General features: G+C 76.0%; 12 protein-coding genes. All 12 read right to left on the reverse strand.

Features of this window, described 5'->3' with window-relative positions; all coding sequences use genetic code 11:
- Window positions 1-104: 104 nt before the first annotated feature.
- Window positions 105-884, reverse strand: coding sequence for a putative protein N(5)-glutamine methyltransferase (locus WHI96_RS18660; protein ID WP_345653266.1), 780 nt, complete (start codon window positions 882-884; stop codon window positions 105-107).
- A 2-nt stretch (window positions 885-886) separates the two neighbouring features.
- Window positions 887-1594, reverse strand: coding sequence for a sirohydrochlorin chelatase (locus WHI96_RS18665; RefSeq protein WP_345653263.1), 708 nt, complete (start codon window positions 1592-1594; stop codon window positions 887-889).
- Window positions 1591-2781: a uroporphyrinogen-III synthase gene (locus tag WHI96_RS18670; protein ID WP_345653260.1), complete on the reverse strand. Its 1191-nt coding sequence runs from the start codon at window positions 2779-2781 to the stop codon at window positions 1591-1593. Before WHI96_RS18670 ends, WHI96_RS18665 begins: the two co-directional genes overlap by 4 nt.
- Window positions 2782-2891: 110 nt before the next feature.
- Entirely contained in the window at window positions 2892-3308 is a 417-nt protein-coding gene (nirD, locus tag WHI96_RS18675; protein WP_345653257.1) for a nitrite reductase small subunit NirD, read from the reverse strand.
- Window positions 3305-5848 (reverse strand): nitrite reductase large subunit NirB, encoded by a 2544-nt coding sequence (nirB, locus tag WHI96_RS18680; protein WP_345653371.1) that lies wholly within the window; start codon window positions 5846-5848, stop codon window positions 3305-3307. Before nirB ends, nirD begins: the two co-directional genes overlap by 4 nt.
- 11 nt (window positions 5849-5859) lie before the next feature.
- On the reverse strand, window positions 5860-7299 hold the full coding sequence (locus tag WHI96_RS18685) for an FAD-dependent oxidoreductase (protein WP_345653254.1): 1440 nt from the start codon (window positions 7297-7299) through the stop codon (window positions 5860-5862).
- Window positions 7300-7557: 258 nt separating this feature from the next.
- Window positions 7558-7935: a hypothetical protein gene (locus tag WHI96_RS18690; protein WP_345653251.1), complete on the reverse strand. Its 378-nt coding sequence runs from the start codon at window positions 7933-7935 to the stop codon at window positions 7558-7560.
- Between the two features lie 241 nt (window positions 7936-8176).
- Window positions 8177-10324 (reverse strand): molybdopterin oxidoreductase family protein, encoded by a 2148-nt coding sequence (locus WHI96_RS18695; RefSeq protein ID WP_345653248.1) that lies wholly within the window; start codon window positions 10322-10324, stop codon window positions 8177-8179.
- A 3-nt stretch (window positions 10325-10327) separates the two neighbouring features.
- Window positions 10328-11701 carry a nitrate/nitrite transporter gene (locus WHI96_RS18700; RefSeq protein WP_345653246.1) on the reverse strand — a complete coding sequence of 458 codons (1374 nt, stop codon included), beginning with the start codon at window positions 11699-11701 and terminating at the stop codon, window positions 10328-10330.
- 131 nt (window positions 11702-11832) lie between these two features.
- Entirely contained in the window at window positions 11833-12642 is an 810-nt protein-coding gene (locus WHI96_RS18705) for an NAD-dependent epimerase/dehydratase family protein (protein WP_345653244.1), read from the reverse strand.
- 1 nt (window position 12643) lies between these two features.
- Window positions 12644-13471 carry a TIGR02569 family protein gene (locus WHI96_RS18710; RefSeq protein WP_345653241.1) on the reverse strand — a complete coding sequence of 276 codons (828 nt, stop codon included), beginning with the start codon at window positions 13469-13471 and terminating at the stop codon, window positions 12644-12646.
- Between the two features lie 297 nt (window positions 13472-13768).
- Window positions 13769-15913, reverse strand: a complete 2145-nt coding sequence (locus WHI96_RS18715) for a hypothetical protein (protein WP_345653238.1) — start codon at window positions 15911-15913, stop codon at window positions 13769-13771.
- Window positions 15914-15952: the final 39 nt, after the last annotated feature.

The following is a 15952-nucleotide window of genomic DNA, read 5'->3' on the forward strand; positions in this document are numbered from 1 at the left end:
GCGCCTCGCTGCGGCGGCTGGTGCGCGACGGTGCCCGGTGTCGCGACGTTCGACGGGGCTGCCGGGGTGCTGCGTATCGGTGAGCAGAGCACAGGGACCCCCGCTCAGGGCGCAGCGCGGCCTTCCACCCAGGTCGCGTCGCGGTCCTGGTCGTGCCCGACGTGCGCGACGAGGCCGTGCCCGCCGAACACCGCCGCCAGCACCGGAGCCTGGGCCGTGCCCGTCTCGATCAGCAGCGTCCCGCCCGGTGCGAGCCACTCCCCCGCCCCCGCGGCCACCCGGCGGGCCGGGTCGAGGCCGTCGCGGCCGCCGTCGAGCGCGGTGCGGGGCTCGTGGTCGCGGGCCTCCGGGGGCATCGAGCCGATCGCGCCGCTGGGCACGTAGGGGGTGTTCGCGACGAGCACGTCGACGCGTCCCCGCAGCTCCGACGGGAGCGCGGCGAACAGGTCACCGGTGTGCACCGTGCCGATCCCGGCCAGGTTCTCCGCGGCACAGGCGGTCGCGACCGGGTCGGCGTCGGCGGCGTGGAGGTCGACGGCGGCGCGGCGGGCGACGGCGAGCCCGAGCGCCCCGCAGCCGCAGCACAGGTCGACCACGAGCGGCCGGTCCTCGGCCGGGGTGGGCAGTGCGGCGACGGCCGCGTGCACCAGCGCCTCGCTGCGACGGCGCGGCACGAACACCCCGGGGGTGACCCGCACGGTCAGCCCGTCGAAGTCCACCCGGCCGAGGACGTGTTCGAGCGGCTCCCCGGCGACCCGGCGCCGGACCAGCACCTCCAGCTCCGGCCCGTCGGCCGCGGCGGCGAGCAGCGCGGCCTCGTCCTCGGCGAACACGCAGCCCGCCGCCCGCAGCCGGGCGACCAGGTCCGGGTCGGGACGGGGCACGGTCAGGCGGCGAGCACCGCGGCGGCCCCGGCGGCGTAGCGCTTGATAACGGCGGTGACCACGTCGTCGTGCACGCCCAGCGGGTGGGCGACGACGTCGGCCCCCGACCCGAGCAGCCGCGTCTGGAAGACCCCGGGGGCCAGCAGCCAGGACGCGACCGCGACCCGCTGCTCCCCGGCGTCGTGCAGCCGGGCGACCAGCTCGGTCACCGACGGGCTGCCGGTGGCGACGAACCCGACCGGGACCGGACGGCCGACCCGGCGGGCGAGCATCCCGGCGCTCGCGTGCACCTGGGCGACCGCGGACGGGTCCGACGAGCCGGCTGCGGCGAGGACGACGGCGTCGCCGTCGCGATAGCCGGCCGCGCGCAGCCGGTCCAGGGCCGCGGCGGCGAGCAGCGGGTCGGGCCCCATGGAGCGGGTGACCGGGAACCGGGCCGGGTCGGCGCCGGCCTCGGCGAGCTGGGCGGGCAGGTCGGTGCGCACGTGGTAGCCGGCGGCGAGGAACGCGGGGACGACGACGGCACCGTCGTGGCCGCGGTCCTGCAGCCCGATCACGGCGTCGACGACCTTCGGGCCGCGGACGTCGACGTAGCAGACCTCGACCTGCGGGCCGCGTGCGGCGACGGCCGCGGCGAGCGACCGGATCACGGCGTCGGCGGCGTCGGAACGCGACCCGTGCGCGACGAGGAGCAGCGGGAGCCCGGTCACCGGGTCACCTCCGGGTCCTCGGCGCAGTGCGCGCCGTGCTCGGGTTCGAGCGCGAGCCGGTAGCCACGGCGCACCACGGTCTGCACCAGGCCGGGGACGCCGAGCGCCGCGCGGAGCCGGGCGATCGCGTTCTCGACGGCGTGCTCGTCGCCCGCCCCACCGGGCTGCGCGGCGAGCAGCTCGGCGCGGGACACGACCCGGCCGGGGCGCTTGGCGAGCAGCCGCAGCAGCGCCATGGGCGTCGGCGGGAGCGGGCACAGCGTGCCGTCGACGAGCACCGCGTGTCCACGCAGCTCCAGCTGGTGGCCACCGACCGGGAGCCTGCGGGCGCGGGCCGGGGCGACGGACTCGCAGGTCCGCACCATCGCGCCGAGCCGGGAGCGCTGCGGCTGCACGGTCGGCACGTCGAGCGCCTCCAGCGGTGCCGCGGTGACCGGTCCGACGCACAGCGCCAGCACGGGGCCGCGCAGCGCGGTGAGCAGGTCCTCGCGCAGACCGCGCTCCCCGGCGCGGGCGAGGATCCCGGCCGCGGCGGGCGCGCTGGTGAACGCCAGGACGTCGATCCCGCCGGCCAGGGTGGTGTCGATGAGCCGGTCCAGCGGGGCCAGGTCCAACGGCGGTGCCCACCGGTAGACCGGGATCGTGACGACCTCGGCGCCCGCCATCTCCAGGGCGTCGACGACGTCGGGCAGCGGCTCGCCGTGCAGCTGCACCGCGATCCGGGTGCCCTCGACGCCGCGGTCGAGCAGGTGCTCCAGTACCTCGGCGGTGGACTCCGACTCCGGGGACCAGGCGTCGACCAGACCCGACGCGCGGATCGCGCCGCGCGCCTTGGGGCCTCGGGCGAGCATCTCCGAGCGGCCGAGCGCGGCGAGCAGGTCCTCGCCCAGCCCCCAGCCGTCGGCGGCCTCGATCCAGCCGCGGTAGCCGATCCCGGTGGTCGCGACGGTGATGTCCGGCGGTGCGGCGACGAGCTCGCGGGTGCGGTTCTCCAGGTCGGCGTCGTCGGCGAGGGCCATGATGCGCAGCGCGGGCCCGTGCTGGATGCTCGCACCGCGGCGCTCCAGCATCGTGGCGAGCTCCTCGGCGCGCCGGGCGGCGGTGATGCCGACGGTGAACCCGGCCAGCGGTGGCGCCGCGGCCGCGTCGGGCGCGGCGGCGGTGTCTCGTGCGGCGGATCGGGTCACCGGTTCTCCGTTCCTCCGATACCCCGGCCGGCCGGCCGGCGCGGAGGACGCGCGGAGGTCGCCGGGAGCGTCGCGGATGGTGGTGGGCACGACGGCGCGGGAAGGCCCGTTCACCGTAGCCCGACCTGCAGTGCGTCGCCCATGGCCCGGACGACGAACGCGGGCAGGCTCACAGCGTCGCCGTCCTCGGCGCCGTCGAGGCAGCGGCCGTCGCGCAGGGAGAAGACCTGCTTGTACAGCGGCGCGGCGACGGTCGGCTCGCCCCCGCGGTCGCCGACGATGCCGCGCGAGACGACCGCGGCCCCGGTGAACGGGTCGATGTTGCCCAGGGCGTGCACCGAGCCGTCGGCGAGGCGGAACAACGCGACCTGGGTGTCGCCGACGAGTGCGGCGGCCCCCCGGCCGGGCTGCAGCCGGTCGATCGGGCAGACGGTGAGCCAGCCGGTGGGCTCGGTCCCGGCCGGGGCGGGCGCGGCGGTCGCGCCGGTCGTGGTCGTTGTGGTGGTCGCGTCGAGCCGGGTGGTCATCGGGAGGACACCTCCGGGAGGCCGATCAGGACGGGCTCGTCGGGACGGCCGGGGGCCGGGACGTTCTGTCCCCGCTCCTCGACGAACCGGACGGTGGGGTCGGGGGTGTCGGGCGCGTTGACGAAGGAGACGAACCGCTCCAGCTTCTGCGGGTCGGCCAGGACGCCGGCCCACTCGTCGGCGTAGGAGTCGACGTGGCGGGCCATCGCCGCGTCGAGCTCGCCGCAGATGCCCAGCGAGTCGTCGACGATCACGGCGCGCAGGTGGTCCAGCCCGCCCTCCATCGCCTCGATCCACGGCGCGGTGCGCTGCAGCCGCTCGGCGGTGCGGACGTAGAACATCAGGAACCGGTCGATCGTCCGGACCAGCGTCGCGGTGTCCACGTCGGACACGAGCAGCTCGGCGTGGCGCGGGGTGAAGCCGCCGTTGCCGCCGACGTAGAGGTTCCAGCCGTGCTCGGTGGCGATCACGCCGAAGTCCTTGGAGCGGGCCTCTGCGCACTCGCGCGCGCAGCCGGAGACGCCGGACTTGAGCTTGTGCGGGCTGCGCAGCCCGCGGTAGCGCAGCTCCAGCTCGACGGCGAGGCCGACCGAGTCCTGCACGCCGTAGCGGCACCAGGTCGTGCCGACGCAGGACTTCACGGTGCGCAGCGACTTGCCGTAGGCGTGCCCGGACTCGAACCCGGCGTCGACCAGGCGCCGCCAGATCGCGGGCAGGTCCTCGACGCGGGCGCCGAACATGTCGATCCGCTGCCCGCCGGTGATCTTGGTGTAGAGCCCGAAGTCGCGGGCGACCTCGCCGATGACGATCAGGCCCTCGGGGGTCACCTCGCCACCGGCTATCCGCGGCACCACCGAGTAGGTGCCGTTGCGCTGCATGTTCGCGAGGAAGTGGTCGTTCGTGTCCTGCAGGGTCGCGCGCTCGCCGTCGAGGACGTGCTCGTTGTAGAGCGTCGCGAGGATCGAGCCGACGACCGGCTTGCAGATGTCGCAGCCCGCCCCGCGGCCGTACCGGGAGATCAGCGCGGAGAACGAGGTGATTCCCGCCCCGGCGACGATCTCGAAGAGCTCGGCGCGGGAGTGGTCGAAGTGCTCGCACAGGGCCTTCGAGACCTCGACGCCCTGCTGGGCCAGGATCCGGGCGAGTGCCGGGACGCACGAGCCGCAGGTCGTCCCGGCGCGGGTGCAGGCCTTCAGCTCCGGCACGGTGTGCGCGCCGTCGTCGACGGCCGCGCACAACGCGCCCTTGGTGACGGCGTTGCACGAGCAGATCTGCGAGGAGTCCGGCAGCGCGGACGCGTCCGGTTCGGCGCCGCCCTTCGAGATCAGGGTGACCGGGTCGGCGGGTAGCCGGGCCCCGACCAGCGGGCGGAGCGAGCCGTAGCGCGAGGCGTCGCCGACCAGGACCCCGCCGAGCAGCGTCGACGCGTCGTCGGAGACGACCAGCTTGGAGTAGGTGCCCTCCACCGGGTCGTTGACGACGATCTCCAGCGCGCCCTCGGTGCTCGCGTGCGCGTCGCCGAAGCTGGCCACGTCGACGCCCAGCAGCTTGAGCCGGGTCGACATGTCCAGCTCCTCGGGCGTCATCCGGGCCTGCCCACCGAGCAACCGGTCCGCGACGACCTCGGCCATCGCGTAGCCCGGGGCGACCAGACCGTAGGTGCGGCCCTCCAGGGCGGCGCACTCCCCGATCGCCCAGACGGCGTCGTCGGAGGTGCGGCAGCGGTCGTCGACCCACACCCCGCCGCGCTCGCCGACCGGCAGGCCGCAGTCGCGGGCGAGCCGGTCGGACGCGCGGATGCCGGCCGAGAACACGACGAGGTCGGCGTCGAGCTCGACGCCGTCGGACAGCGTCCCGACCAGCCGGCCGCGGTCGGTGGACACGCCGGACAGCGACACCCCAGTACGGACGGCGATGCCCTGACCGGTGACGAGACGCTCGAGCAGGGCGCCGCCGCCCTCGTCGACCTGGACCGGCATGAGCCGCGGTGCGATCTCGACGACCTGCGGCGACAGCCCGAGCAGCCGCATCGCCCGCGCCGCCTCCAGGCCGAGCAGCCCGCCGCCGACGACGATCGCCGACGGCCGTCCCTTCCGGGCCGGGTCGTCCGCGGCGGCCGCGGCGGCGGCCTTGATCGCGTCCAGGTCGTCGAGGGTGCGGTAGACGAAGCAGCCGGGCAGGTCCTTGCCGGGGACCGGCGGGACGAACGGGTACGAGCCGGTGGCGAGCACCAGCGCGTCGTAGGTCAGGGTGCGGCCGGACGCGGTGGTGACACGGCGGGCGTCGCGGTCGATCGACGCCACGGCGTCGCCGAGATGGTAGGTGACGAGCGGGTCGCCGCGCAGGTCGTCGTCGTCGAGGCGCAGCTCCTCCTCCGACGTGCCGTCCACGTAGGACGACAGGGCGACCCGGTCGTAGGCGCGGCGGCTCTCCTCGCCGAGGACGGTGATCGCCCAGTCCCCCGCCGTGTCGCGGTCCCGCACGGCCGCGACCAGGCGGTGGCCCACCATGCCGTTCCCGACGACCACCAGACGACTCATGCTCTGCTCCTTCATGCCGCGCTCTCCTGCGGCGGGTCGATGTCGGCCAGCCAGTCCCGGATCCCGCAGACGACGTCGCGGCAGCTCCCGCAGCCGGTGGCGGCCCGGGTGCGTCGCGACAGCGCGTCGACGTCGTGGGCGCCCGCGCGCCACGCGGTGACCAGCGCGTTCTTGGTGACGCTGTTGCAGCGGCAGACCACGGCACTGCCCGGCATCCGGCCGGGGTCGGTGGCGGGCGACGCCTCCCCCGGCAGGGCCCGGCCGAGCAGCAGCGCGAGCCGGTCCTCGGGGGCGGGGGCGCCGGAGTCGTAGAGTCCGGTGATCATGGCGGCGGCGTCGGGCAGTCCCATGAGGACGGCCCCGACGACGCGGTCCTCGCGCAGCGCGAGGACGCCGTAGCGGCCGCGGCGGGGGTCGGAGACGCGCAGCTCCTCGTCGCCGGCGGTGGGGTCGCCGAGGGCGGCGAGGTCGATGCCGCGGGCCTTGAGCCGGGTGACCGGGCGGGTGCCGCGGTAGCGCGCGGCCGGGTCGGTGCCGGTCAGCAGGTCGGCGAGGACGACAGCCTGCTCCCAGCCGGACTGCACGAGCCCGCCCGGGGCGCCGACGTGCTGCGCGCAGTCGCCGAGGGCGTGCACCCGGCCGTCGCCGGTGGCGAGGCGGTCGTCGACGAGGATCCCGCGGTCGACCGCGAGCCCGGCGTCGGCGGCCAGCCCGGTGTTCGCGCGCACCCCGGCGGCGACGACGACGTGGTCCGCGGCGATCCGGGAGCCGTCGTCGCAGTCCAGGCCGGTCTCGGGGTCCCATGCCTTGGCGCCGACACCGCAGCGGACGTCGACCCCGAGCCCGCGCAGCGCGGTCGCGAGCACGTCGCCGGCACCCGCGTCGAGCTGACGCTCCATCAGGTGGGTGCACGGGTGCACGAGGGTGACGGCGACGCCGCGTCCGGCGAGCCCGCGGGCGGCCTCGACCCCGAGCAGCCCGCCCCCGACGACGGCGATCCGCGCGCCCGGCACGGCCGCGTCGAGGATGCGCTCGCAGTCGTCGAGGTCGCGGAACAGGCTCACGCCGCGGGCGGGGACGTCGCGGTCGCCCACGTCGGCGAGGCCGTCGACCGGCGGGAGCCAGGCGCGGCAGCCGGTGGCGAGGACCAGCTCGTCGTAGGGGTGGGTGGTGCCGTCGCCGGCGTGGACGACGCGCGCGGTCCGGTCGAGGGCCGTCGCCGCGACGCCGGTGTGCAGGGCGATGCCGTCGACGTCGGGCAGCGCGGCCATCGCGGGCTGCAGCCCGCCGGCGAGCACGGTGGACAGCAGCACCCGGTTGTACGCGGGGCGGGACTCCGCGCCGAGGACGGTGAGCGTCACCCGCTCGCCGTCCGGGTCGCGCCGGCGGACCTCCTCCACGAAACGGGCACCGACCATGCCGTGCCCGACCACCACCACGCGCCTGCTCATGACACCGACGGTAGGAACGGGGGGTTACGGGCAGAACGCCGGCCATTGCACGGGCGTTACGAGGTCCTCATTCTCGGCGGGCGCCGTCCGTGAGCCGGGACCTCGCAGGGGTTCCTCCCACCTCGCAGCCTCTGCAGGGTGTGCGAGGTCGGAGGAACCCGTGCGAGGTGCGCCTGCGGCGTGCGGGGTGCGCCTCGCGGCGTGCGGGGTGCGCCTCGCGGCGTGCGAGGTGCCGCGGAGCCCGTGCCGGGTGCTGCGTCAGCGGTCGAGCACGGCGGCGACCCGGGCCGACCAGCGCTCGTGCGCGGACTGGCGGGTGATCCCGGCGGCGCGGCCGATCGTCTCCCAGCTGATCCCGATGCGGCGGAGTCCGACCAGCTGGGGCAGCGGGTCGAGGCCGGCGGCCAACGCGATCCGGAACGCGGCGAGCTGCCAGGCGGTCTCGCGCCGCGCCGGGCCGTCGGTGCCCTGCTCCGCCTCCCACTCCGGCGTTCCGGGCAGCGGCGGGACGCCGGCGACGGCGTCGGCGCGGCGGTCCAGCTCGGCGACCGCCGCGGCGGTGACGGCCCGGGCCGCCTCGGTGACGTCGACGACGAGGGCGTGGTCGACGGGCGTGCGGTGCTCGGATGCGGACATGCCAGTCAGGGTATCCCTGACACGGCGCGACGGCTGCACGATTTCCCGCTGCGGGCCCGAACGGCACCTCCGCAGCGGGCGCGGCGCCGCACGGCCCGCACGATGACCCGCGGCGCGCGCGGTGGTCCACAGGCCGCGCGGTGATCGACAGGCCGCACGGTGATCCACAGTGCGCGCGGTGATCCACAGGCCGCGCGGTGATCCGTGTCCCGCGCGCGTCCGGACGCGCGCGGGACACGGATCAGCGCGCGGACCGACCCGCGCCGGTGGGGCTCAGCTCGGCGGCGGTGCCGTCCCCGGCTCCGTCGGACGGGTTCGGGCCCGTCGAGGCGGGTTCCAGCCGCACCGCGGCCACCTTGAACTCCGGCATCCGGCTCACCGGGTCCAGGGCCGGGTTGGTGACGTTGTTCGCCGCCCCCGCCCCACCGAAGTGGAAGGGCAGGAACACCGTGTCCGGGCGCAGCGAGGCGACGCAGCGGACGCGCGCCGTCGTCGTCCCGCGCCGGGACACGACGTCGGCCAGGTCGCCGTCGGCGAGACCGTGCCGGGCGGCGGTGTCCGGGTGCACCTCGACGAACACCTCGGGCGCGACGTCCGCCAGCTCGGCGACCCGCCGGGTCTGCGCACCGGACTGGTAGTGCACCAGCACCCGCCCGGTCGTGACGGTCAGCGGGAAGCCGCCGTCGACACCCTCGTCCGGTTCGACGTGGTCGACCGGCAGCATCCGGGCGCGTCCGTCGGGGTGGCCGAAGCGCTCGATGAACAGCCGCGGGGTCCCGGGGTGGTCGTCGGCGGGGACCGGCCAGTGCAGGGCCTCGCCCGCGTCGAGCCGGTCGTAGGACACGCCGGCGTAGTCGGCGATGCCGCCCGCCGAGGCGCGGCGCAGCTCGTCGAACACGGTCCGCGGGTCGCCGGGGAACTCCCCCGGCGCGTCGAGTGCGGCGGCCAGCCCGGCGATCACCTCGAGGTCGGTGCGGACCCCGGCCGGCGGGGCGAGCGCGCGGCGGCGGCGCAGCACCCGTCCCTCCAGGTTGGTCATGGTCCCCTCCTCCTCGGCCCACTGGGCGACGGGGAGCAGGACGTCGGCGCGCAGCGCGGTCTCGCCGGGCAGCACGTCGGCGACGACGAGCAGGTCCAGCGCGGCCAGCCGCTCGGCGACGGCGCGGGCGTCGGGCGCCGAGACGAGTACGTTCGAGCCGAACACCAGCAGCGCCTTCGGTCCGCCGGGGCGGCCGAGGGAGTCGAGGAGCTCGACGGCGCTGCGGCCGGGCCCGGGGATCGAGGTCTCCGGCACCCCCCACACCCGTGCGACGTGCGCGCGGGCGGCCGGGTCGGTGATGTGCCGGTAGCCGGGGAGCTGGTCGGACTTCTGTCCGTGCTCGCGCCCGCCCTGGCCGTTGCCCTGCCCGGTGATCGTCCCGAACCCGGAGCCGGGGCGGCCGGGCAGGCCGAGCGCCAGCGACAGATTGATCCACGCGGCGACGGTGTCGACGCCGTGCGCGTGCTGCTCGGCACCGCGCGCGGTGAGCACGTAGCGCCGCGTGGCCCGGGCGAGCCACCGCACGACGGTGTGCATGTCGGTGGCGGCGACCCCGCAGACCCGCTCCGCGCGCTCGGGCCACCACTGCGAGGCGATCGCCCAGACGTCGTCGAATCCGGTCGTCCGGTCGTCCACGTAGGACAGGTCGAGGTGCCCGTCGACGACGGCGGCGTGCAGCATCCCCAGCGCCAGGACCAGGTCGGTACCCGGGCGCGGCGCCAGGTGCAGCCCGCCGGAGGCGAGCGCGCGCTCCGCTGTCGGGGTGCGCCGCGGGTCGACGACGACCAGGCGCGCCGCGGTCAGGTGTGACATCAGGGGCGGCATGGTCTCGGCGACGTTCGCGCCGGCGAGGACGACCAGCTCGGCGTCGTCGAGGTCGGTGACGGGGAACGGCAGCCCGCGGTCGACGCCGAAGGCCCGGTTGCCCGCGGCGGCGGCCGAGGACATGCAGAACCGTCCGTTGTAGTCGATCTGGCTGGTGCCCAGCGCGACCCGGGCGAACTTGCCGAGCAGGTAGGCCTTCTCGTTGGTCAGCCCGCCCGCACCGAACACCGCGACCGAGTCCGGGCCGTGCTCGGCACGCAGTGCGGCGAGCCGCGCGGCGACGCCGGTGAGCGCGTCGTCCCAGCCGGTCTCGACGAAACCCGCCTTCCGCGAGGTCCTGACCAGCGGCGACGTCAGGCGTTGCGGATGGGTGAGCAGAGCGCCGGAGGTCCAGCCCTTCTGGCACATGCCCCCGGCGTTGGTCGGGAAGTCACGGGCGTCGACCTCGCCGGACGGGCCGACCCACTGCCCGCACTGCAGGGCGCAGTACGGGCAGTGGGTGGCGGTCCGGTCGTCTGTAGCCACCGCTCAGACCCGGGCCATCGCGGCGGCCTCGGTGCTCCCGGCCGGTGCCGGGCGCGGCCGCAGGTACACGGCCCAGGTGACACCGATGCAGAGGACGTAGAAGGCCAGGAAGCTCCAGAACGCGGGCGTGCCGGACTGCACCGTCATGAACGACTGGCGGAAGGCGAGGTTGATGAACAGCCCGCCCAGCGCGCCGACCGCACCGGCGATGCCGATGACGGCGCCCGACAGCCGTCGCGCGGTGTCGAACGAGGTCACACGGTCCGCGCCCCCGGCGATCGCGACGCGCGCCCGCCCGGTGAAGATCGCCGGGATCATCTTGTAGGTCGACCCGTTGCCGACACCGGAGAGCGTGAACAGGGCGATGAAGCCGATCGTGAACAGCGTCAGCGACCCGATCCCCGAGGCGAAGATGATCACCAGCGTGGCGACGGCCATGCCGGCGAAGTTCCACAGGGTGACCACCGCGCCGCCGAACCGGTCGGCGAGCTTGCCGCCGTAGGGGCGGATCAGCGAGCCGATGAGCGGGCCGATGAAGGTGACCGCGGCCGCCTGCAGCGGGGTCCGATCGAACTGGTTCTGCAGGACCAGTCCGAAGGCGAACGAGTAGCCGATGAACGACCCGAACGTCCCGATGTAGAGGAACGACATGATCCAGGTCTGGCGGTCGCGGCAGGCCTCGGCGAAGGCGCCGGTGTCGTTGGACATCGCGGCGATGTTGTCCATCCGCTTCCAGGCCAGGAACGCCGAGATCACGATGAACGGCAGGTAGAACGCCAGCAGCACCCGCGGGGAGCCCGCGCCGAGGGTGGCGATGACGAGCAGGCCGAGCAGCTGCGCGACCGGCACGCCGAGGTTGCCGCCGCCGGCGTTGAGCCCCAGCGCCCAGCCCTTCTCCTTCTCCGGGAAGAACGCGTTGATGTTCGCCATCGACGACGCGAAGTTGCCGCCACCGACGCCGGCGACCGCGGCGACGACCAGCAGCGTCGTGTACGACACCCCCGGCTCCAGCACGACCATCGCCAGGGTCGTGGGCACGATCAGCAGCGATGCCGCGAAGATCGTCCAGTTGCGGCCGCCGAAGCGGGCGACGGCGAAGGTGTAGGGCAGCCGCAGGATCGACCCGACCAGCGTCGGCACCGCGACCAGGAAGAACTTCTGCGCCGCGGTGAACCCGTACTCGGGCCCCATGAACAGCACCAGGACCGACCAGATGGTCCAGATCGAGAAGCCGATGTGCTCGGAGAAGATCGACTGCCACAGGTTGCGACGGGCGATCGCCGAGCCGGTGCGCTGCCAGAACCCCTCGTCCTCGGGGTCCCAGTGGTCGATCCAGCGGCCGCCGATACGGCGCCCCGGTGCAGAGGTGGTGGTCACGGATCGGTCTCCTGATCGCCGGCGGTCACGTCGTCGACGACGCTAGGGAGTCCCCGTTTCCGACGGGTGGCCCCACGTGACACCCCCGCAACGCTTATCTCACACGAATGTCGCGACGGCTGTGAGCAGCCTCAGCGCATCGGGACGCCGAGCGGGGCGTCGCAGAACGCACCGCCCACCCGGTGGTGCACCGGGTCGGCCGGGTCCGGCTCGGTGCCGCCGAGGAGCTCCTCGGCGAAGACCTCGGCGTCGTCACGCGGGTGGTAGCCGATCGCGGCCCCCTCCTCCAGCGACCACCAGCGACGGGTGTTGGCCGACACACCCCACACGACGTGGTGCCCACGGGTGCCCGGGTCGACGGCCGCCTCGACCAAGCGGGCGGCGTCGTCCGGGGACAGCCAGGTCGCGAGCGCCCGGGCGTTCGACGGCCGCGCGAAGCAGGTGCCGATCCGCAGCGTGACGACGGTCAGGCCGAACCGCTCGTGGTGGAGCCGGCCCAGCCCCTCCGTCGCGAGCTTGGACCAGCCGTAGTACGTGTCCGGGGCGTGCCCGACGTCCGCGGGCAGCGGGACGCCGTCGTCGCGGGTGCGGAAGCCCGCGGCGTGGTTGCTGGAGGCGAGCACGACGGTCCGCACCCCGGCGGCGACCGCCGCGTCGAGCACGGTGCGGGTCCCCTCGACGTTGACGGCGAGGATGTCGTCCCAGCCCGCCTCACCGCTGATCCCGGCGAGGTGGACGACGACGTCGGCCCCCTCCGTCGCGGCGGCGACCGCGTCCGGGTCGGTCACCGAGCCGGTGCGGACCTGCTCGCCGGGACCGGCCTGCAGCTCCGCGGTGTCGAGCAGGCGCACGGTCCGGCCGTCGCGGGCCAGCCGGGGACGCAGCAGCGTCCCCATGTTCCCCGCGGCGCCGGTGAGCAGCAGCGTGCTGGGAGCGGCCACGTCAGAGCCGGCGGCTGACCAGGCTCGCGACCCGCTCGATCCCGGCCAGCGACTCGGTCGTCGCGTCCGGGTGCTGGGCGTGCAGGGCCAGCCGGTAGAGCACCGCGCGCAGCAGCGACTGCGGCCACTCGGGCAGCTCCGACCAGCGCTCGATCAGCTCCTCGTCGGCACCGCCCCAGGCCACCGCGTCGACGACGACGACGGCCGCCGCCCACTCCGCGGGCCGCCAGAACGGCACGAGGTCGAGCACCGCGGGCCGCCCCGTCGGGTCGAAGAGCATGGCGCCGAACAGCTCGCCGTGCACGACCTGCGGGGTGAGCCGGATCGTGCGGCGGTGCGCGGCGAGCTCGGCGAACAGCCGGCCGCCGGTCTCGGGGTGCAGGTCCAGACGGCGCTCGCCGAACGCGGCGGCCGCGGACCGGGACAGCAGGTCGTCGCGGTCGTCGAGCAGTCGCGGGCGCAGCACGGTCGCGGTGGCGGCGTGCAGCCGCAGCGACGCGGCGACGACCTCGTCGTGCCGCGGCTCGGGGACGCCGGGCACGTGCCGGGACGCGGCCCAGCCACCCACGACCCACCGGCCGTCCGAGCTGCGGACGGGGCGGGCGAGGCGGACGCCGTCGACCTCGAGGTTCTCCAGGACCGTCGCCGACCACGCGGCGACGACGTGGTCGGACACCGGCCGCAGCAGCACGTCGCCGCACTGCCAGGCCCGCTGGCCCGCCCACACGACGGGACGGGGGGACGTCTCGCGCACGCCGAAGGCGGTGCGGACGTGCTCGGGCAGGGCGCTCGCGGCCGGCGCGGTGGCGAGCGTGCGGGCAGCGGTCACACCGGGGACGGTACCCGCGCCACCGGCCCGCGATCGTCGCGCCACGCCCGAACCGCGCGACGCGCCACGACCGATCGGGTGAACGGCGGACCGATCGGGGCCGGTGGGGCGGGCGGACGGGACCGTCGGCCGGGCGAGGCGGTCGGCCCCGTGACGTGGTCGGCCCGGCGGAGTGACCGGCGGGGCGGGACGGGACGGCCGGCCCGGCGAGGTGGTCGGCCCGGCCGGGCGGCGCGGGTGCGCTCCCCACGGGACCCCTGCGGCCGGCTCCGTGGGATCCGGCCGCCGCGGGGACCGTCAGTACCAGGAGCTGCCGCCGCCCGAGTCCGACCCCGAGTCCGACCCGGACGACCACGAGCCGGAGTCCGAGGACGAGGAGCGGGAGTCGTCCGAGCTGCTGCCCCGCGAGGACCCACCCCGCGACGACCCCTCGTCCGACGACCCCGGGTCCGAGGACGACGACGAGCCGGAACCGGACGACCGGGAGGACGACGAGCTCGAGTCCGACGACCGGGAGGACGAGGGCCCGGAGTCCGAGGACCGGGACGACCGCGACCCCGAGGACCCGGAGTCGGAGTCCGATCCGGAGGAGCGGGACCCGGACCCCGAGGACCGTGAGTCCGAACCCGAGCCGCCGGATCGCGACCCGGAGGACCCGCTCCGCTCGGCCATCTGCTCGGCCGCCTGCCGGTCGGCCTCCGCCAGCACCGGCGCCGCCGCCTCCCGCCCCATGGCGGACTCGACGTAGGACCCGGCCACGGCGCTGACGATGCCGCCGGAGCCGCGGCTACCACCGGACCCCTGCGACCCCGAGCCGGAGCGCTCCGTGCCGGAGCCCTCCGACGGGGCGGTCGACGCGGACGAGCTCGGGGCAGGTGCAGCCGCCCGCGGCGCGGGCTCCTTCCGCGGCGCAGGTGCGGACGGGGCGGGAGCCTCGTCGGACGAATCCGAGGACCCGGAGGACCCGGCGTCCGATCCTCCGGAACCAGAGCCGGCCCCCGCGGAGCCGGACTTCTTCCCGTTCAGCCCGCCTGCGACGTCGTCGACGCCCTTTCCGAGCGACTCGGCGGTGTCCCCGACCCCGCGCGCGGTGTCACCGACGCCCGCACCGACCTTCTCGACCGGCCCGTCGGACGAGGCCGGGGCGACCTCCGCCTCGTCCGGGCCGGGCTTCGCCGCCCGAGCGGCACCGCGGCCGGCGTCGTCGCCGGGGCCCGGCTCACCGCCGGTCAGACCGGCGACGCCGTCGGCCGCGCCGGACACCGCGCCGCCCAGCTTCTCCCCCGGACCCGCGTCCCGGCCGGGTGTGCCGCCCGGGCCACGGGCCGAGGCGCCCTCCGGTCCCTCGGCGCGCGGCCGGGTCTCGTCCAGCGGGCCCCGCGGGTCGGGCGGGCCGCTGGTGCCGACGTCGTCGCGCTCGCGGTCCCCACCGGTCTCCCGGCCCCCGGCCAGGACCTCGGGGTTGCGGCGCACCCCGGACGGCTCGGGGGTGGCGGGGTCCTCGCCGCGGGCGAGGGCCAGCACGTCGTCGGAGACCTTCTCGGTCTCGTCGCCGTCGCCGGGCAGCGGGGCGGTGCGGGCCCGGTCGATGCCGTCGTCGATGGCGGCCAGGCGCTCCGCGCAGGCGTCGCGGTTGCGGGCGCGCAGGTCGCGCTGCTCCTCCAGCGAGGCGGCCGCGGCCATCTGGTCGGGGGTCCGACGGGTGGCCGGCGGCAGGTCGGCGACGATCCGGTCCATCTCGGCGAGCTGCTGCTCGGCGGCGGCCAGCGCGTCCACGGCGTCCTGCCGGGAGGTGTAGACCTGCAGCTGCGACTGCAGGGCGGCGCGCTGCTGGAGCAGGGTGTCGCGCTGCTGCTGCAGCTTCGCGACCGCGGCCGGGGTGCGGTCCGACTCGGGCGCGGACGCCTGCCAGGTCCGTTCGCTCGCGTTGAGCGTCCCGAGCTTGTCGTCGAGGGCCGCCAACGCGATCCGGGCCTGCCCGGCCCACTGGTCGGCGCTGCGGTCCTGCGGCGCCGGCTTCCCGGTCACCGCCGGGGAGGTCGTCAGCGCGTACCCGCCGAGGAGCACGGCCGTCGCCCCGATCAGGGCCAGCGTGCGCCGGTGCCGCAGCGGGCTGCGCGGGGCACGCAGCGGTCCGGGGCGGTCCGGGCCCGCCGACACGGCCGGGCGCGCCACGACGGGACGGCGGGTCGCCGTACCCCGCCCGGCGGGCACCACGCGCCCGTCGGCCTCGACGGCCTCGGGCTCACGCAGCCACGGCAGCGTGTCGGCGAGCCGCTGGTCCCCCGCCGCCTGCGCCGCGGCCCGGCGGACCTGGCGGGCCGCCAGCCGGTGGGCGGCCGAGCAGTAGCGCCGCTGTGGACGGTCGCCGGACACGTCCCCCGCGGGCTCCAACGGTGCGTCGCACCCCTGCAGGGCGCATGTGCGCAGCGAGTCGTCCACCGAGCGTCCTCCCGATCTTGGTGATCGCGTGCATCCCCA

The sequence above is a fragment of the Pseudonocardia tropica genome (assembly GCF_040105315.1).
In the GTDB taxonomy this organism is placed as follows: domain Bacteria; phylum Actinomycetota; class Actinomycetes; order Mycobacteriales; family Pseudonocardiaceae; genus Pseudonocardia; species Pseudonocardia alni.

Coding starts and splice junctions, on each gene's coding strand:
- nirD (WP_345653257.1), bottom strand. CDS start 3,308: ATGACCACCCGGCTCGACGCGACCACCACAACGACCACGACCGGCGCG.
- nirB (WP_345653371.1), bottom strand. CDS start 5,848: ATGAGTCGTCTGGTGGTCGTCGGGAACGGCATGGTGGGCCACCGCCTG.
- WHI96_RS18685 (WP_345653254.1), bottom strand. CDS start 7,299: ATGAGCAGGCGCGTGGTGGTGGTCGGGCACGGCATGGTCGGTGCCCGT.
- WHI96_RS18690 (WP_345653251.1), bottom strand. CDS start 7,935: ATGTCCGCATCCGAGCACCGCACGCCCGTCGACCACGCCCTCGTCGTC.